The 19426-nt window shown below is 42.6% G+C and carries 14 protein-coding genes; 5 read left to right on the forward strand and 9 right to left on the reverse strand.

Features of this window, described 5'->3' with window-relative positions; genetic code table 11:
- Positions 1-66: 66 nt before the first annotated feature.
- Together QUB37_RS22760 and QUB37_RS22765 are read right to left on the reverse strand one after the other, a co-directional pair.
- Entirely contained in the window at positions 67-5358 is a 5292-nt protein-coding gene (locus QUB37_RS22760; protein ID WP_333166421.1) for an AAA family ATPase, read from the reverse strand.
- Positions 5359-5436: 78 nt separating this feature from the next.
- Positions 5437-7416, reverse strand: a complete 1980-nt coding sequence (locus tag QUB37_RS22765) for a carotenoid oxygenase family protein (protein ID WP_333166423.1) — start codon at positions 7414-7416, stop codon at positions 5437-5439.
- Positions 7417-7989: 573 nt separating this feature from the next.
- On the opposite strand from QUB37_RS22765, the gene surE reads away from it, so the two are divergent.
- Positions 7990-8667, forward strand: coding sequence for a 5'/3'-nucleotidase SurE (gene surE, locus QUB37_RS22770; protein ID WP_333166425.1), 678 nt, complete (start codon positions 7990-7992; stop codon positions 8665-8667).
- Positions 8668-8819: 152 nt separating this feature from the next.
- On the opposite strand, the gene QUB37_RS22775 is transcribed toward surE, so the two are convergent.
- Together QUB37_RS22775 and QUB37_RS22780 are read right to left on the reverse strand one after the other, a co-directional pair.
- Positions 8820-10211 (reverse strand): ATP-binding protein, encoded by a 1392-nt coding sequence (locus QUB37_RS22775; protein WP_333166427.1) that lies wholly within the window; start codon positions 10209-10211, stop codon positions 8820-8822.
- Positions 10208-10777: a heme NO-binding domain-containing protein gene (locus tag QUB37_RS22780; RefSeq protein WP_333166429.1), complete on the reverse strand. Its 570-nt coding sequence runs from the start codon at positions 10775-10777 to the stop codon at positions 10208-10210. Before QUB37_RS22780 ends, QUB37_RS22775 begins: the two co-directional genes overlap by 4 nt.
- Before the next feature lie 431 nt (positions 10778-11208).
- Between QUB37_RS22780 and QUB37_RS22785 the strand changes: the two genes are divergently transcribed.
- Both QUB37_RS22785 and QUB37_RS22790 read left to right on the forward strand, forming a co-directional pair.
- A complete protein-coding gene (locus tag QUB37_RS22785) occupies positions 11209-11970 on the forward strand; it encodes a site-specific DNA-methyltransferase (RefSeq protein ID WP_333166431.1) in 762 nt (253 codons plus the stop codon).
- 6 nt (positions 11971-11976) lie between these two features.
- On the forward strand, positions 11977-12249 hold the full coding sequence (locus QUB37_RS22790; RefSeq protein ID WP_333166433.1) for a DNA methyltransferase: 273 nt from the start codon (positions 11977-11979) through the stop codon (positions 12247-12249).
- Between the two features lie 13 nt (positions 12250-12262).
- Here QUB37_RS22790 and QUB37_RS22795 read toward each other — a convergent pair whose 3' ends face one another.
- Positions 12263-13180 (reverse strand): hypothetical protein, encoded by a 918-nt coding sequence (locus tag QUB37_RS22795; RefSeq protein WP_333166435.1) that lies wholly within the window; start codon positions 13178-13180, stop codon positions 12263-12265.
- Positions 13177-13440 (reverse strand): helix-turn-helix transcriptional regulator, encoded by a 264-nt coding sequence (locus QUB37_RS22800; RefSeq protein WP_333166438.1) that lies wholly within the window; start codon positions 13438-13440, stop codon positions 13177-13179. The genes QUB37_RS22795 and QUB37_RS22800 overlap by 4 nt, the downstream gene beginning before the upstream one ends.
- Positions 13441-14455: 1015 nt before the next feature.
- On the opposite strand from QUB37_RS22800, the gene QUB37_RS22805 reads away from it, so the two are divergent.
- Entirely contained in the window at positions 14456-15328 is an 873-nt protein-coding gene (locus QUB37_RS22805) for a pentapeptide repeat-containing protein (RefSeq protein ID WP_333166440.1), read from the forward strand.
- A gap of 146 nt (positions 15329-15474) precedes the next feature.
- Here the strand turns inward: QUB37_RS22805 and QUB37_RS22810 are convergent, their stop codons facing one another.
- The gene (locus QUB37_RS22810) at positions 15475-16689 is read right to left on the reverse strand and encodes an FAD-dependent oxidoreductase (protein WP_333166442.1); all 1215 of its coding nucleotides are present in this window, start codon (positions 16687-16689) and stop codon (positions 15475-15477) included.
- A gap of 14 nt (positions 16690-16703) precedes the next feature.
- Between QUB37_RS22810 and QUB37_RS22815 the strand changes: the two genes are divergently transcribed.
- Positions 16704-16880, forward strand: a complete 177-nt coding sequence (locus QUB37_RS22815; RefSeq protein WP_333166446.1) for a hypothetical protein — start codon at positions 16704-16706, stop codon at positions 16878-16880.
- Positions 16881-17046: 166 nt separating this feature from the next.
- Here QUB37_RS22815 and QUB37_RS22820 read toward each other — a convergent pair whose 3' ends face one another.
- Together QUB37_RS22820 and QUB37_RS22825 are read right to left on the reverse strand one after the other, a co-directional pair.
- Positions 17047-18579 (reverse strand): NAD(P)/FAD-dependent oxidoreductase, encoded by a 1533-nt coding sequence (locus QUB37_RS22820; protein WP_333166449.1) that lies wholly within the window; start codon positions 18577-18579, stop codon positions 17047-17049.
- A gap of 311 nt (positions 18580-18890) precedes the next feature.
- The gene (locus QUB37_RS22825) at positions 18891-19376 is read right to left on the reverse strand and encodes a CRR6 family NdhI maturation factor (protein WP_333166451.1); all 486 of its coding nucleotides are present in this window, start codon (positions 19374-19376) and stop codon (positions 18891-18893) included.
- Between the last annotated feature and the right edge of the window lie 50 nt (positions 19377-19426).

Genomic DNA, 19426 nt, shown 5'->3' on the forward strand with positions numbered 1-19426 from the left:
GGCGTGAAGTCGGTTTCGATTGTCGGACGCTCAAACAATTTACCAATTACCAATTACCAACTTGCGTTATTTCTGTTTTATGACTACCAACGTAATGTCGTCAAAAACTTTATGTTTGTCAATATGTTGCAGCAGATTATCAATTACTGCTTGTCGAATTTCTTCAGCCGTTTTGTGGCGATTTTCTTTGGTCACTTGGCACAATCTTTCTATGCCGTAATACACTTTATTTATATTTACAGCTTCGGTAATTCCATCTGTGTAAAGCACTACTACATCCCCTGGATTAAGATGCACTTGAACTTGGGAAACAAAATCAGCAATATCTTCCTCTAATCCGACAGGAAAGCCGAGCTCCGTTGTATCGATCCGTTCGATGTTACCATCAGTACGGACTACAATTATTTCTTCATGTTGACCGCTGATGGTAAAGTTACTATCTTGATAATCTAACAAAGCCAAGGTCATGTTTTTAGACGAGTCGATGCGCTCGATATTGGCATAAAGGGTGCGGTTTAACACATCAAGAAACTTCACCGGATCGGTTTCGTTCATTTGTTGGAGAGTGCGGACGGCGGTTTGCGCCATAATCATTAATACGCCACTTTCTAAACCATGTCCCGTAACATCGCCGATGCTAATTTTTACCTGCTCATTTTGGGTTAGCACGTCGTAGTAGTCGCCACCAACTTCATCGGCAGGTTGCATATATCCAGCTATTTCTAATCCTTTAATTTTATTTAGTTCTGATTGTTTGGGCAAAATCATTTGTTGCAGTCGTTTGGTGACTTCTAACTCAGCACTGAGGCGGATGTTTTCGGCTTTAAGTTTGTTATTGAGGCTGCTAATTTCCTGGTTTGCTTGGGCGAGTTGGGCGGTGCGTTGTTGCACCTTTTCTTCTAAAGTTTGATAGAGACGGGCATTTTCGATGGAGATCGCAGCTTGGGCGGAAATGATGTTGAGGACTTCTAAGCGATCGCGCGTAAAAGCCCCCGCTGTTAAATTATTTTCTAGGTATAAGATGCCCACCAACTTACCTTGATTAATCAGGGGGCTACACAAGATAGATTTAGGTCGCTGCTGAATAATATACGGGTCAGAGGCAAACCTGGTTTCAGTGGTTGCATCATCGATTGCAAGAGTTTCTTGCGTGCGTTCTACATAATTAACCAGCGAGAGAGGAATCTCTTGACTTTCAGTCGCTGACTTGGATATTAATTGACATTGTTCACCCGTACATTGAGCTTCAATTTTCCACTTACCTGCTGGGTCAGGTATGATGAAATAAAACTTTTCTGCTCCGGCGTTTTCCAGCAAGACTTGCATCAACTTCGAGATTAACTTATCTAAATGAACTTCCCCTGAGAGAGCTTGGGAGGCTTTGATAATTGTTGATAAATCCAGCTCGTTTGCAGCACCTGAAGTGGTAGAAGTGACAGTGGTTCTGGTCTGAACAACCGTTTCGTCTCTTCCACTCGTCAGGCTATTTTTTCTACCGACGATAGGTGCGAGTAATTCAGCATGGCGCTCTTCTAAATCCTTAACTTTTGCCTTGGCTCCCCAGCGAATATAAGCATAGTAAGCGTCTATCATGTAGGTACGCGCTACTTTCTGACGACCTAAAGTTAAATAAAATTCTGCTGCTAGTTCATTGGCGAGGGCTTCGTGCTGGACGTATCCATTTTCCTTGGCTCCATCTATCGCCCGGTCGTAATATTCCATTGCTGAGAAAGATTGCCCCAATACGCGGGCTTTTTCTGCTTCTACTAAGTCATACTTATGCTGGTAATTGGCTGGGCAATGGAACGCCCAATATTTCATCTTTTGCTGATTTTCTTCTACTTGTTTCAGGTATTGTTGCTGCTTTTCCTCAGTTTCCTGAAAATACTGAGCTAAAAGAGCCAGAGAATAGTAAAAAATATGTTCTGAAAAGCTAAAGTTACTGTGGAGCATTGTTGAATAATTGACTCCTGTAATACCATGCTCTATAGCCATTGCATAATCTTGGAACAAATAGCAAAGCATGGTTTTAGCAAAAAACACTCTAAACAAGGCAATTGTATTATTAATACTTTGAAGATATGCGATTGTCTCTTCTTCATTTAACAGGTCGCCAATTAATAGCAATTTATTGTCTGCTCGACCCATTAAATTTGCCACTAACTGACCGATAATTTTGATGAGATAAAGCTGATGTTCTTGGGACAGCTTAGCTGTTAAATCGCTATAATTTTTTTGTTGCTCTTGCACATAATCCAGATGCTCTCCCTTAAAAAGCAGATGTGAGCAATAGTAATCAGCAGCATGACAAGCATATTCTATATCACCGACTTCTAAGCCGTTATTAATTGCTTGAAGCAAGGGGTCTATAGTAGTTGCCAGAGGCTCTTTTTGATGGTGATTACTGATAAAAATATTAACGAATATTTTAGATAAAAACTCTTTTCCATTTAACCGATCCAACAACTGCAAAGATATTTGACCCAGTTTATAGCCAGAATCTATGTCTGGTATTAGCCAAGATATGAGTGAACCATAAATAGAATAAGCGTAAATAGAAACCAACGAATTTCCGTATTGAATCGAGAGTTCAATCATAGTATATAGAATCGGTAGCGCCATTGCGCTCGATCCAAAACAAGCAGGAGGCCATATAAGAATTAAAATTTGCATTGCCGCTAGCCTGTAGCGATCGCTCATTTCTGGCAAGTTCGCTAACTCCTCGATATTTAACTCTTGGGGGGGTGATTGGGATAGGGCCACTCCCAGCATTTCTAGAACTTGCAGTCCGGTATCTACCGCAGAATTGTTCTGGTTTTTAGCGAGGTTAAGCCTAATTTTCAGTTCGTATAAGTTGACTTGTTCGAGAATTGTTTTGGCTTTTTGGAGAGTGCGATCGCACAAAATTTCCGCTCGTTCTAAATTGGCATTGAGATATTCGGCTTCCGCCGCTTCCCGATAAAAATTAAATGTCAGATCGTATCTACTTTCCCAGCTATCTTGACTCAGGAGTTCTATACCTACATTCAAATAATTAACAGCGGCTTCATATGCAGTAGCTGCCTTCGCTTTCTGTCCAGCAATCAGGTTTAATTCAGCCAACTCATCTTTTTCTGACTGATTAGTTAGCAAATCTGTGCCAAAATTCAGTTGGTTAACCAGAGCAAAAATATTATCTTTTCGCTCTTGCTCTGTTGTATTATTCAGCAACAGTTGACCAATTTTCAGGTGAGTGGCTTTTTTGTCTGACTCTGGAATCAAAGAATAGGCTGCTTGTTGCACGCGGTCGTGCAAAAATCTGTAGTCAACTTTGATATCGCGTATAGATGCCAACTCTTCCTGGGCAAAGACTATAGGAATTTTGTAATTTTCAGACAGCGGCAGAATCAAACCCGCTTGCATTGCCTCCCACAAATGAGCAGCCGTCGCTAAGTTTGATTCTTCATTGACAATTGATAAAACTTCTAAGTTAAATTGGTTGCCGATACAAGCCGCTAATTTTAATGATTTCTGGGTTGTTTCAGGGAGTTTGCGAATATTGCGAGCAACCAGTTCAACGATATTGAAATCTGCGATACCAATTGCTTGGATTTGTTGAATATCCCACTCCCAACGGTCTATATTTACCTGATAAACTAACAGATTTTCCGAATACAGGGTTTTGAGTAGCTGCGTTAAGAAAAACGGATTGCCTTGGGTTTTATTAAAAAGTAACTCTGAAAAAACTTTTATTTTGTCTGAATTTACGCTGGCATCCAGAGTGTCGGCGATTAATTGGTTGACGCTATCCAAAGCCAGCGCCTGAATGGTGATATTATTCACCACCGTTTCAGTTTCTTGAATTTTTTCTATTGTCTGAATTAAAGGATGAACGGGACTGACTTCGTTATCTCGATAAGCTCCAATCGTTAACAAATATTTGCTATCTGGGTCAGTGACTAAGAGTTGAATTAACTTTAGAGATGCCGAATCTGCCCACTGTAAATCGTCTAGGAATATGACTAGCGGGTGTTCGGGTTGACAAAAAACGCGAATAAATTGTTGAAATACCCGATTAAATCTGTTTTGTGACTCCGATGAACCCAGTTGAGGAACTTCAGGCTGTTTACCGATAATTAGTTCGACTTCCGGGATAACATCAATAATAACTTGACTGTTATTATCTAGCGCTTTTAATAAGTTTTCTTTCCAAATAGCAATCTGTTCGTAACTTTCAGTTAATAGCTGACGAACTAATTCTTGAAATGCTTGGATTAACGCCGCATAGGGAATATTGCGCTTAAACTGGTCAAACTTACCCGCAATAAAATATCCCCTAGCTGCTACAATTGGTTTATGAACTTCATTGACGATTGAAGTTTTACCAATCCCGGAATAACCGGAAACTAACATCATTTCGGTAGCACCGAGGCTGACTCGTCCAAAGGCATCTAGAAGAATTTGGACTTCGGTTTCTCTACCATAAAGCTTCTGGGGAATGAGTAATTGGTTGCCGCGATCGCGTTGACCGATGGGAAAATTTTCAATCTTGCCAGTTGTCTGCAATTGCTGCAAACAAGTTTCCAGGTCAAATTTTAATCCCGCCGCACTTTGATATCGGTCTTCCGCATTTTTTGCTAACAGTTTCATGACAATATCTGAAACCGCTTGAGGAATTTCTGCTACCTCTTTAGGTGGGACTGGTTGTTTGGCAATATGACAGTAAACCAACTCCATCGGATCGGTGGTAGTAAATGGCAACTGGTTGGTCAGTATTTCATAGAAAGTCACTCCCAAAGAGTAGAAGTCGGTGCGGTAGTCAATTGCTCGATTCATCCTCCCCGTTTGTTCGGGTGACATATAAGCGAGAGTCCCTTCTAGCAAGTTGGGATTGCTAATGCTTTGGTTTTTCAATTCCAAGCGCGATGAAATACTAAAGTCAGTCAGTTTTACTTTTCCGGTCGCTGGATTGATAATGATATTTGAGGGCTTAATGTCTTTGTGAATGATCGGTACTTGATGGAGATAGATCAAAGTTTCGGATAGAGCGATCGCGCCTCTAATAAACTGGATTATTGACAGTTTATTAGCTGCTATAAAATTAGCAAGTGATTGACCGCCAAAATCTTCTAAGATTAGAGCATAACTATTTTGATAATTGTTTAAACTGTATGTTTTGACAAGCCCTTCACAATCTAAATTTTGAGTAATTATAAACTCTTGCCTTAAATTGGTGATTTGTTCTAGGGTAGGATATTCATCTTTTATGATTTTAACAATAACAGGTTGTTGCTCCCGATTTCTTATACCTCGATAAACAACCGTTCTAACCCCGTCGTAAATCTTTTCTCTAATTTCGTAACCTGAAATACCTATCATTAATTTTTACCTTTACCTTTTAATAAACTATTATTGCTCGCAGCCCGATTCTCCATGAATCTAGCTGCGAGCAAATTTTTACTCCCTTGCAAAACGCGGGTACAACTCTTTAGCAAACAACTCCTGAATCTCTTGCTCGAACTCCGGAGGGTATTGGAAGTTCTTTGCTAAGTCCTCATAATCTTCTTTCAACGAGATTTTGTATGTAGTTGAGTGAGAACCTATCTCTTGTAACCAAGCTGTGTGCAATGTGAAGGCAAACTTAACGGGTGAATCGGATGAATCGTAAAGTTTGCAGATTGCTCCTTGCGATAAAGCCTCAGCATTGAAAATCCAAATTTCATTTCTTTCTGGAGCGAAAACGGTACATACAATATAACCATCTGTTGAACTCCCTTGGTTTCCACGGCGCGGCATAAACTGTGGCGAACTCACCATGTAGCCCGGAGGAAACTGGTATTGATCGGCGATATCCATTGAGCAAGTTTGTAGTCGGAACAAACAAGGTGGTATACCCTTTTCAGCGAGGCTCAAAACTTGTGAGTGTGGCACTTGCTGGTACTTATAGTTCCGGTATAAGTAGCACATAAACTGCGTCATCAAATCCTTCCAAAGTCCAAAAGAACTCCAGTAAATATTATCCAGATGTCCGGGAGTCATGCCGGAAGGTAGTCTGTCAAGATAGGTGTATAATGATGGGCCCCAGGTGTATTTTTGATCTGAAATAACTTTTGACTCAATGGGTGTTTCCTCCTGGCTTTTGCCATCAATTACGTAGCGTCCCAGGCGGCTGATATCCATCATATTGAGTTCCATCCCAGGCCAGGGAGAAGACACGGCATCGTGGGGCGGATAGGGGGAAAGGTCATAGGTGCGGAGCCATTCAGCAACATCCCAAGCACAAATATGAGAGATGTGGAGCGTAATTTTGTCGTCAGGATTGTCATAGTTAACCAGAAAGTGAGAAGCTTCGAGAGGAATCACCACTTTTCGCACGACAACTTTAACTTCCGGTTCATTCATCGCAGGGTGTTGTCCCTTTGTCAATTCACTGCGACTGACAATATAAAGGATAGAGTCGGGTGAAGGCGCACTTTCTAACAAGTGTCTGAGAATTCTTTCTCGCTCCTTGTGGTCTGGAAAAGGATTGTTGAGTATCTGCGCGAGTCCAGTACTAAAGGATGTATCCATCAACACCACATAATCTTTGGTTACTCCCATCTGATGGATGGTTTGCTTAATGCTGACGGGTGAACCATCGGGGTTGACAAGTGTCCACCGCTCTAAAGGATTTACGCCATCCCAACGAATCAGATAGACGAAATCTTCTAAACCTTTAAATTGTTCCCAAAATTGACGGACTTCTGGAAAAAGTTTATCTACTTCCTCAAGGGAAGGAACGGTGTCAATAAAATTTTCTAATGACCTGCCGTAATTGACTGCAAACATTTCGTGGGTGTAGGTATCAAAGGCAGGATGTGCGGTACTAAAAATGGGTGGAAATAGATAGGGCAGATTAATTTCAGGACGCCACTCTTTATTTGACCCAACTGGAGTAATCACCTCAAGGGTATCTGTATCAATTTCATAAGGACGACCCGCGTCATAAGTTACTAGCAGGCGCTCAGGTTCGTCTTGAGAGAATTTTACGGGCAGAAAAGCTGTATTTAACTCGTTGCGAGCGCCCAGAAGTAAGGAAAACCTTAAGATCCCATGATTGCGAAATCCCAACTTAGTGCCTTTAGTTGCTTCGTCAAAATGGTAATCTAGTGGCTTGGTAATCTTTGTCTTCAAAGTTACTTTACCTTTTTGATCGAAATCAAGTCGGTAAACCATGCCGTCGCCATTCAAGAATGAGTCTCCGTCTTTAAAGGGGAGACCGCCTGATTCAACGGTGCCCACTGGCCCAATGAAAAAGATGTGACCCTGTACGTCGTCTGGTAAGTGGCCTTCAAAAATCTCTAGCTGGTTGTCCAGTTCTTCCCGACTGGCGGTCATAATCGACTGGGGAACTGGCGGACACCCTGCTTTGGTATTGCTTTTAGTGGGTTCGCTCATGTGGCTCTCCTGAGTTAAAATGTAATAATGGTAACAGTGTAGATAAGTATTTGATTTATGAATGGGAAATGAGGACTGTAACTTAGATACTATCTTTGATAAAGATTTCATATCTATTATCCCATCCCCTGCGTCAAAGCCCAATTGGAATCGACATTAACTTATTATCGGCTCTCTCGTACTTATTGTGATAACGCAAGCTAATAATTTAGCACGATCGAGGGTTTCAACGTTCAGCTTTTAGATACTTAATATCATCTGCTACTTTTAAGACCAAGCATCGGGGAGAGCCGAGGAAAAAATTATGTGATTAAATGTTTGCATCGATACTGATGTCATGAATGCTGCACAGGGGCGCGTAACAAGTCGCTTTAGCTGTCATATCAAGGTGCGACTGGGCTAAAATGTGGCGCGCCACATTTTTGGGGCAACTGTTCAATTAATGCCATGATATAAATGTGTGGCAATGCTCATACTGACGATCGCCACTAACCAACAACCAATTTGAGCTAAAGCTACCAGAAGGTTGCCAGCATCTGCGCTCTCAAATCGGTTCTATAAAACCGACACATAATGACGATAATTTTAACCAACGACGACGGCATCGATGCTCCGGGAATTCAAGCACTTTTGCAGGCTGTAGAAGGCAAAACAATTATGGTGGCTCCGCAGGGGCAATTGTCCGGCTGCGGGCATCAAGTGACGGCTCACAGTCCAATTCATGTCGATCGGCGATCGTCCGTGGAATATGCTGTAGGGGGAACACCTGCCGATTGTGTCCGCATCGCTCTTCATCACGTTTGTGCGAAGCCGGATTTGGTGCTTTCTGGTATTAACGCGGGCGGTAATTTGGGGGTTGACGTGTACATTTCGGGTACGGTTGCGGCTGTGCGGGAAGCAGCCATGCACGGTATTCCGGGAATCGCAATTTCCCACCGGATTAAAAGGCCGCTCGAAATAGACTGGGATGTCGCTACTCGCTGGACATCGCGGGTGTTGGGGGATTTGCTCAACCGGGAACCAAAGTCTGGGTGTTTCTGGAATGTGAATTTGCCGCATTTAGCGCCGGGAAGTGCGGAACCGGAAATAGTGTTTTGCCAGCCTTCGACGCAGCCGCTGCCTGTGGTTTACCGGGTGGAGGGAGAATACTTTTATTATGCGGGAGAGTATGGATCGCGCGATCGGGCGGCAGGGACTGATGTTGACGTGTGTTTTGAGGGTAATATTGCGGTGACTGAGATATCGCTGTGATACATTTGGGCGATCGGATCAAACTATATTTTTTGCATTGTTTGCCCAAAAAAGCGTCAAGGGATCGGCTCATCAAAACTTAGGATAGGAAGCAATTTCTTAAGAAACTCAGCCGCTTCAGCCCGCTTGAGTTTCAACTTACAGGTTTGAATTTAGAGCGGAATCTCGATCGCAAATTCTGCTCCTTCTCCCGGTGCAGAAATACAGCTTAACTTACCCCCGTGCTTTTCCACCACAATCGAATAACTAATTGACAATCCCAAACCCGTACCACTTCCCACTGGCTTCGTCGTAAAAAATGGCTCAAATATCTTGTTGATTACCGACTGTTCCATACCCATACCATTGTCAGCCATGCTCACTACCAAATTCTGAGAATCATTAACTAAAGTCCGAATAATAATGGTGGGTTCTTTGTTCCAGTCAGCACAATTTTTTTGTGCATCTCGCAAAGCATCTATGCCATTACTGATAATATTCATAAATACCTGATTAATTGCCGATGCGTAGCACTGGACTAAAGGCAATTCACCATATTGTTTAATCACTTGAATCTCTAGATCTTCACCATTAGATTTCAGTCGATGCTGCAAAATCAACAAAGTGCTCTCAATTCCAAAATGAATATCTACAGGTTTGATTTCCGCTTCATCGTGGCGGGAGAAATTTCTGAGAGAATTAACTATTTTGCGAATGCGTTCACTGCCAATTTTGATAGAATTAAGAATTTTAGGAAGATCCTGTTCTAAAAAAATGAGATCTATTATGGCGGCTTCTTCTTCAATTTCCGATAGTGGCTGCGGATAGTATTTCTGATAAAGGTGTAATAAATTTATTAGGTTTTGGACATCCTCTTGCAGATATTTTAAGTTACCATGAATAAAGTTGACCGGATTATTAATTTCATGGGCAATTCCTGCAACTAACTGGCCTAAACTAGACATTTTCTCTGCTTGAATTAGCTGTGATTGCGTTTGTTGGAGTTCACTCAATGCCTGCTTTAAATGTTGTGCTTGACTTTGGGATAAAGAAGTCAGTTCTTTCTGAACCTCTAGTGATGCTTGAAGCTGGTTTTTCTGCTTAGTTAATTCTTCTGTAAGGCTTTGAACTTCCCGAATTGCTGTTTGGCTAGTTTGTTGCAAAAACAAAAAATCGGGAGTCAAATCGTGGATTGCAAAGTCTTTCAACTTAACCGCTAATTTCGAGAGTAGGCTTGAGTCGGGAGTCCACACAGAGCAGATAAAAAGGATCACCCGCTCCTCTTTCAGAGCGACCATTTGCCCCTTTAATCGTAGAGAGTTATGTCGGGATTCCAGAATAAATAAGGATTTGAGTTTTTGCTGAATCGTCAAAAAGTTAAATGCGATCGCTGGCTGATGAATTTGAAAATGTCGATCTATCTGTTCACCTAATAACGGTATCTGATGAGTCCGTTGCAATACCTCGCCAACTTGGACAATCTCCAGATTTTGATTAAATCCTATATGAAATGGAAATATATCGCAAAACATCTGGGGATTCAGTGTATATAGCGGCTTAGTCATGAATCATTTACAATCTCTTCCGATCTGTACTCAATCCGAAATATGTCATGCTCGAATCCTGCTTCACGGGATTGAGTGTGTGCGATCTCAACTGCTGTCTCGAAGCGATCGCCCAAACCTTTAACTAACCCGACTACCATTGGTGCGAAACCTTCCCGTGTAGAGCGATAATGCAGCTCGATAACATTTCGCGCAACTTCTGTACATTCAAAAGATGGTGGTCGCAACTTAGGGAATTGCACCCCAATCCGAATATGTAAATCATCTAGATTTTCTAGAAATTCGGGTAATGTATCTCCAGCCATATCTAGTATTTCTTGATAACCTGCTGTAGCAGTAAATTTCACCCAGTATTCGCCAAATGCCTGCATAATTTCTGCACCCGACAAGCCAAGCACTTCACTGGCAGATTTAACTAGACGATGAGTCAAATCATCAGGATAAGCTTCTAAAATGAGAAATTGCTTGTCTAGGACTTGCGCTTTCTGCTTAATTTTTTCCCAAGTAGCTTCATCAAAACGCTCGCATACCATGTCTTGAATCGCACGATTAACTAAACCATACATTTCAACGGCCTCCAGTTATACTGGTAATTTACTTTTATGAATCATAAAAAAAATTGATATCGAGTCAGTTTATTGACTGTAGAATTTACACCGAGCGAAATTTCGTGTATCATATCACAATTTTCTGTGCGATAGATAGTTAGTCATCATTTTGTGCCTTTACGTACATATTTAGTAAAGTTAAGTATTTCCACTTAAATATAAAATTTTTGTAGGCTGGGTAGAGCGACCAAAGTTACCTTTGAGGATTTGTTAGGTTGAGCGAGCTCTTACCTCTTTTTTGCCACAATCACAATAAATCCCTATTAGGGATTGAAACACTGAGGCTGTCGCCTCTCAGGGTTCGACACTGTACGGGTCTTACCAACCAGATATCCCAAAATAGGATAAGGTATTAGTTACTAAATTTTTAGAACCACGTAAATCAACAAATGAGTCGATGTAACCCTGAAGCGAATTCTCCCAGCAGTTTAAAACGCAAAGCGAGCAGCACTTTTGGTCGTGGCAAAGTAGCTAATCTCAATACCAATTTTAATTTTTCTGCATGGAGTGACGAATACGTTACTTTATATCTCGGCGATAGTCTCCATCACTACGACAATTGGGAGCGACCTACTGTCATTGTTTCAGATGGAGCTTACGGTATTCTTGGGTTTGAAGGAGATACCTCAGATCACATTGATTTACCTAATTGGTATAAACCTCATATCGAGGCATGGTCAAAAGCAGCCCTGCCATGCACAACACTCTGGTTTTGGAATTCAGAGATTGGTTGGGCTATTGTGCATCCACTTCTAGAAAAATATGGTTGGCGCTATGTCAATTCCAATATTTGGAACAAGGGCAAAGGTCATATCGCAGGGAATGTTAACACACAGAAAATTCGCAGGTTCCCCGTCGTTACAGAAGTCTGCGTTCAATACGTTAGAGAAGTAACAGTTAATGAACTTACCTTAAAGGCGTGGTTATTGCGAGAGTGGAAATGCTCAGGGTTGCCGTTACGACGGGCCAATAATGCTTGCGGGGTGGTGGATGCAGCAACCAGGAAATACTTCGATCAAGGGCATTTGTGGTATTTCCCTCCGACCGAGATGTTTGAAAGGCTAGTGAACTATGCAAATGAGTATGGTAGTCCTCAAGGAAAACCATACTTTTCGCTCGATGGCAATCAGCCTCTAACGGGACAAGAATAGAGCAAGATGCGATCGAAGTTTAGATGCCCTCACGGTTTTACAAACGTTTGGGATCGTCAAGCTTTACGGGGCGATGAGAGAGTTAAAACTATCTCTGGAAAAGCATTACATCTCAACCAAAAACCTCTGGATCTGATGAACCTTATTGTTGAGGCATCGAGCGATGAAAACGATGTTATATGGGAACCTTTTGGTGGACTTTTTAGTGCAGCTTTGTCAGCACGTAAACTAAAACGCAAAGCCTTTTCTTTCGAGATAGACCCCGAATATTTCTACTAGGGTGTACAGAGATTTAATCAATAATTTCATCAATACTCTCTTCTCTAATCTGTAGATAATCTTGTAGGGATTTCTTGATGCTCCCTTCTAGGCGACTTGATAAAAGCTTATTCCACCGACCAACGGTCATACCGGAAACTTCAATATTGTAGACACGTCGCTTAAATTCCTCAATACCTGGATGTACAATTCTGTCCATCTTTGCAAAATTTGTATCTAGTCTATACTCATAGCGTATCCTTAGCTCCGGCAGAAGCCGCTGATACTCTCTAGTTGGTTTGTAGACTTTTCCTTGAGTACCCCATGAATCAACTATTTTCTCAGCTTCTAAAAACTCCTCAGCAGAGCCTTGGAATTTATATCCACTGGTGTTTGTTTGTTGCAAATTTGTTGTTCTTTGAGTTGTATCTTCCGGCTCTAAAACAAGATAATCCGGCGGATTGTGATAGTGGGTATCTCTCGCTACAGCTACCGATAAACTAGAGACAACGCACACATCAAGAATGCGAGGCTTGCCGTAAATGATTTTATCGGATAGCCATGCCAGAATAGCAACATAGGTCTGATTGAAGCTAAAGTGATTTTGACTATCTTTGAAACGTGCTGTTATCTCTGTTGCTAGTGGGAACCACGCTTTAATTTCTAATCCTGGCGTTGGTTGAACTATGCCGAGGAAAATAGTATCTGGAAAGCCCAGATCTTGCCTATACCACTTTCCAAATTCAGCGAACTCATTTTGTTGATTCAAGCATTCAACGGTGTTAAATTCGATTAAATTTCCGACTAAAGGCGAAAGCTTTGAGATAACTTTAGACAGGTTCACCGCTGCGTCTACGGTAACAGGTTTAGATACATCTAAAACGTCGAAAGTGTTACCCGATAAGCGATATAGATATTGGGATGCAAGTCTGATTACATCTTGCGTATTCATATCTCGCTCTCACAAGATGCTTCAGATATTTTTTGTGAAATTTTCCTAATAATATCGCAAGGATCTACACCAATTACATGAGCAACTAACAGAAACTCAATTACATCTAACCGTCGTTCACCGTTTTCATATTTGGCTACGAAGGACTGGGGCTTTTTAAGAGATTTAGCAACAGACTCTTGAGTTAGTTGCGCTTCTTTACGAGCCGCAATCATACAGCAACGGAAGGTTTCATATTCCTTACTAAAAACAGATTTCATTATACTTTGGGTTTAGCACTGCATATTCCCTAAATATAATAAACCTGTTTTCGGATTATCCCAAAAAAGGATATTTAAATTTGTTAAAAATTGATACTAATAAAACTTAAACAAAATTAATTACAGTTCCGAGAGTGCCAGCTATCTCTACTTGCGGCCGTCCGTGCTACCATAATTTTTTTTGTCATCCTTCGGCTTAGCAACACCATCAGGTTGTTTCTTTGGCTTTTTGACTTCTTTGTTGCTTCTTCTTTCTTTTGACATGATCTTTCCTCAATTTTGACTCAGCATAACATAGATTGACACATCTGCCTAACTGCCAGTAGAGAGGGCGATCGTATACAGAAATTACTCGCTGTTGGTTTTGTACAATCTGCTGTATATTATCCGCTAGGTTTTGAGCGAATAGCCTCTACCGTTAGGTCGATCGATAAATCCCTCAGAAGTACAATGTCTGAAATTACTTTTCAGCCCGATCGACTAAAGGAAATCTTGAAAAGCACGATCGTCTCACTGCTGCGAGACAACCGAGAAAAATTCTCGCTGATTAAGCTGTTGTTCGACATTTAATTTTAATGAAAAATGACAGTAGATCAAATATGGAGCTATGACCATGCCAGCCTTCGCGACACCTGACGGAAAAACAACAACAAATTTGCAGTCTCGGTTTAAAAAAGCTGTGAGCCACAGTGGACAACAAGAATATTGATTTTAACTATTGATTAACACTTCGGACAGTGTTTGATGGCTTACTTACTGAGAATAACGGTTTCACGAATCTCAGTACGATCGCAACGCTTGCCGAAGCACACTAGAGACCCACGATAAATCAAGGGTTTCAGACTATGATCTCAAAACTGTCGGGACTCTGGAAAAAGCACAAAGTATATGTATAAATATAAAGTTAATTGTCAGCTTTCTTGAAAGTGCGATCGCATCCGCTCGGTTAGATATAAAATATCTATAAAGAGTGTTTATTTCTAGATAAATTTCCGCTATTAGGAATGTGACCCGTATGGAAGTAACCGAGCTGCTCAAAGAGTACGAAAATGGAAACAGAGACTTTGCTGACGCAAACCTCAGCGGAGCAAACCTCAGCGGAGCTATGTTGGTTGGCGTAAACCTTTCGAGGGCTAACCTGTCGGGAGCTAACCTGAGTCGGGCGCATCTGACCAAAGCAGAACTCAACGGCGCAAACCTTTACCGAGCAAATTTGAGTTTTGCCAAAATGGGCCAAGCCAGACTAGCGGACGCAGAGCTTACAAAAGCCAATCTCAGCGGAGCTTTCCTCGTCAAAGCAAAACTACCCAGAGCAAAGTTGAGTGGCGCCCAACTCATCGGTAGCAACCTGCGGAGCGCCATCCTCTGGAACGCCAATTTGTGTACAGCCGACCTGCAATTCATCAACCTGCGGGGCGCGAACCTCACGGGAGCAAACCTCAATTGGGCCAACTGCGGAGGGGCAAAACTCAGCGGTGCAAAGCTTTTTGGCGCTCAACTAACAGGCATCTATCTCAGCAAAGCTTATATCAATGGCATCGACCTGAGCAGGACGGATCTCAATGGCATCAACCTGAGCGAAGCCAAACTGAACGGGGTAAATTTGGAAGGCTCGAACTTGTTAGCCGCCAATCTCAGCGGGGCTCAGTTGCGGGGCGTCCAGTTGATGGGAGCAGATTTAACCAGGGCAAATCTGGTGGGGGTTTCTTTGGTGCAAGCAAACCTCGATTGGGCTAGGCTGTGCTATGCAGACTTGAGCGAAGCCGACTTGAGCGGCGCAAGTTTCACGGGAACCAACTTTGAGGGTACTCAGTTAGCCGGATCAACAATCCCCCCATCTTTGAGCAATGATGTCTACTTAACTGCAGCACGTGGTGTCGCAGCTTAGGCAAGGCCAAAAATTAATTTCGCATCCGAGTCGACGACTCTCGCATTGGTTTAACTTTTGATGCCGACATCATTACTTTTGTGAGAGTGTTGCACCGGCAAGAAATTTACTGATATTTGCAAGAGTTTGTAGCATCACAATTGAGCTCACCCAATTAATTTCGCGACTCGCAAAGCAGAGGTAATAGCTCCTTCGTGCAAACCATTCCCCAAATAAGCTCCCGCATGATAAGTGTTGTTCTCGCCATTAGTCTCTATAACTTCATCTCGATATCGAAAAGACTCGACAGTGTACAGCGGCGTGTGATGTTTCTGAATGTGAATAATCTCTTTTTTGGCGATCGACTCCTCCAATTGAAATGCTAAACTGTACTCTCGTGGCGAGGAGATACCGCAAAGCTGATTTAAGCTCGCATTATATCCCCATCCGTTGTCCGTCTCGAAAAAATCAAATTCTGATAACTTACGGATACCGTAGCGATCGTACATTGATGTATCCGAATGCAGTACCGTGGTTGCATAATTAGCTTTCCACGCCGAAAACCGCTTCGTTTCCGCCTCCGTCGGATCAGACAATAGCCTCATCACTTGGTCTGGTGGCATCGCAAAAACCACCTTATCAAATTCCTGACTCTCCCCATTAGAAAGCACAATTTTTACAGCATCAGCACTTCTGAAAGTCTGGGCAATCTCCACATTCAGCCGTATATCGCCCTTAAACCGCTCCAGAATCTTTTCAATGTAAGAATACACCCCGCCTTTAATCCTCACCCAGTTGACCGAGGCATAGTCGCGCAGCACAGGCAGCGCCAATTGGGCCGGAAAATTGTCGACCGATTCAAACGGTATCGAGTAGCTGTACATCGTCAGCAACTTCAGCCAATAATTGCGGACGCACGAGCTTTTCAAACTCTGAGAAAGTGGCATATCGTAGAAATCGTGCTGTTTAGCAAACCGCATTTTTAAAATAAATGCAGCCGAACGAGCGTAGATACTATCGAGCCGCAAATACTCGATCAGGCGTTGGATTCCGGTAAAATTTTTCCGGATAGAGACCTTAGACAAAAAGTGATCGCCATCTTTAAGAAACAGCGCGGAACCAATCTGCACTGGTTCTAATTCAACCCCTAGCTCCTGCATAAAAGCCACGAAATTGTAAAACACAGTGGGAAATTCCAGCACCCCATTTTCTAATATTTCATTGCACTCAGATTGATTTGGCGCAACATTTTTGTTAAGCGTCCGAATGTGTCCGCCTAAAATCGGCTGCTTTTCCAACACCGTGACGTGATGCCCCTGTTTATCGAGCCAGTAGGCTGCTGCCATACCGCTCGCTCCGCCCCCAACAATTGCAATTCTCATAGTTCACTCCTAGATTGATAGAACGAAGTTCGGCAACGGATTCTGTAACGGATATAACGGATGTAACGGATGTAACGGATGTAACGGATGTCAGGAAGAAGGAAGAAGCAAGAAGGAAGAAGGAAGAAATTTTAGTTCCCGGGTTCTATCTGGGAACGGATTTCACTCTTGCTATGCCTGGTCATTTTTAAGAGGAGGCAGAGCCTCCAGAAATTCATTCCTTGGCAGAGCTAAGGAACGAGAGAACGAGATCAGAAACGAAAGATTTTTAAGAGGAGGCAGAGCAAGAGTGAAATTCATTCCTTGGCAAAGCCAAGGAACGAGAGAAACAGGAAAATAACCAATTGCCAATTTTCCTTAGCCTAAAATCGCATCGCCGGATAAACGTTGATAAAGCAGCGCCCCCGTCCAAAATGTCGGTGCAAAGCCTGGATAGCCCGAGGAGGCGTTGCAGAAATAGAAATTGTTGAGGGATGTTTCATGATTTAGTCGATCGACTCCCATGTTGCGTGGCGTCAGGCTGGAACCGTAGGAATTACCGTTAGGACACCAACAGAAGCGCTCATTAGTCGTCGGACTTCCGGTAATATGAAAGACCATGTGTTTGCGGAAATTCGGAACATAGTGTTTTTCCACAACATCTAAAATCGAGTCCAGAATCTCTTGTTTTTTCTGTCTGTAAGCTTTGCGATCGGTCTCCCAAAGCTGTTTAAAATAGCTGTAATTAGCAACAGTCAGAAATTCGACAATTTGACAATCTTCAGGACAATCCCGCCGCGCTTCCGTCAGTAAAGTTGGCGTTGTAATTGCAAAGCTCGGACGAGAAAAATCATTTTGCTCATACATTTGAGCAAAAGCTTCATTTAGATCCAAGTGCTCAGAATGAAACGTATTCCACTTGCCAAATCCATAGTCTCGGAGATCGATATCTTTGACAACGCAGTACACCATGTAGTTAGAGGCAGAATACTCATAGTTGAGTTTCCGTCGCACTGTTTTAGAGAACTGTTCCTCTCCAATCATCTTGGCTGCTCTTTTCGGGTCAAGGTTGCAAATCACCGTGTCGCCCGTGAATTCATGGGTTTGATGGGTGGTCAAATCCATCGCTTCAACACCAGTTACTGTTCTGTTTGTTACCCTAAAATTCGTGACTTCATGATTTAATAGAACTTTCCCCCCGTTGGATTCAATGACATTAACTAAAGAATTGATGACATCTTCAAAATGCTGCGTCGGGTAAAATGCACCTTCTTGATAGCCTCTAAACAAGGCAATCCAAGCATAGAAAGAAAGCTGATTTGGCGGCAGCAAAAAGTCTGGCCATTGCAGGGCTAATAGGGTTTGGGCGGCTTGCGGGAGTTGGAACTTGTCGAAAACGTCCTGAAGTGTACTGTTGAGGTGTTGGACAGCACAGAATACGTCACCGAAATTTTTGAGCAATTCAATTGGTTTGACGGGAGGAGCGAGTTTTCTGAGTCCGCTGCCGGTTTTCTCGACTTCGTTGACGAATTGGCGAATTCTCTCGCCCGCTTCGGGAAACAGCGCCGACAATCTGCGGATCAGTTCCTCTGGTTCCGAGGGAATATCGAGCGCATATCCAGGCATTCTCATGTGGTCGTAGCCATTCGGATCGTACCGTTCAAAGGTGACATCTCGATCGAGACCGAGCTTTTTGAGAACTCGATTGACTGTATGTCCTTCGCCGCAGTCCCAAACGTAGTGGAATTGGGCATTAAAGGTGTATTTTTTGGCCATCGTAAAGGTGTGACCAAAGCCTCCGGGATGCTCGTGAGCTTCGAGGATGTGTACGGTTTTGCCGGAGTTTGCCATCAAAGCTCCGAAAACCAGTGCTGATAAACCACTGCCGACGATGAGGTAATCTGTTGTCATGGTAAATTTCCTCGATCGATTGAATAGGGCGATCGTTGTCTATTTAAACTAACTATCAATTCTGAGAAAATTGTGAAGTCCAGCAACAATTTTTTGAGGCGCGCTGGTTTAAGGATTGTATTAAAGTCTGAGTACGGTTGCTGTTAAGCTTAATCAAGCTGTTGTGGATAGAACATATAGCTGGGGAGGCGGACTGGAAAGCCCGCCACACAAGGGAAGAAACCGGGTTTATACCTTTGTTGGTAACTCTTAAGGTATAGAGTAGCCTACCTATACCTAATTAGGACGATTTTAATTTGAGGCGCAATCGCTTATTTGTGGGGCACGATCACATCAAAAAAAGCATCTTCCAAATCATAACCAAACATCTGCGACATGGCCATCAACTTCGATTTACTGGGGATTCCCTGCTGATTCAACCAATCAGTCAACACAAAAATTTTGTTCATCAAAAACATTTCCAAAGCTTCAGGATTGTACTGAATACCTTGGGTGCGGTGGAACTGGTGCGGCACCAACATCGCCGCATAGCGCGCCAATTCTCCCGCTTTCCAATCCAGCAAAAATGGCAGCCAAGGGTAACAAGCATCCAAGCGAATAAACCACAGCCGCACTTCGGGAATTTCCGAAATTTCTCGCGGATCTAACTCTTCGCGGGGATACTCAATTTCAAATTGTAGCTGTTGTTCCTTTTGGGCGATCACTCCTTCGGTCAGCCACTTTTCAATCACAGTCCGCACCGGAGACAAATCTAAACTGTTTATGCGATCGGCATCTATCGCTATCATAATACTCATAAAAAGTCAACCCATTTTAAATTTTAGATTAATCCCACAGATAAATCCGG

This window comes from Microcoleus sp. AT3-A2, assembly GCF_036705685.1.
Lineage (GTDB): Bacteria > Cyanobacteriota > Cyanobacteriia > Cyanobacteriales > Microcoleaceae > Microcoleus.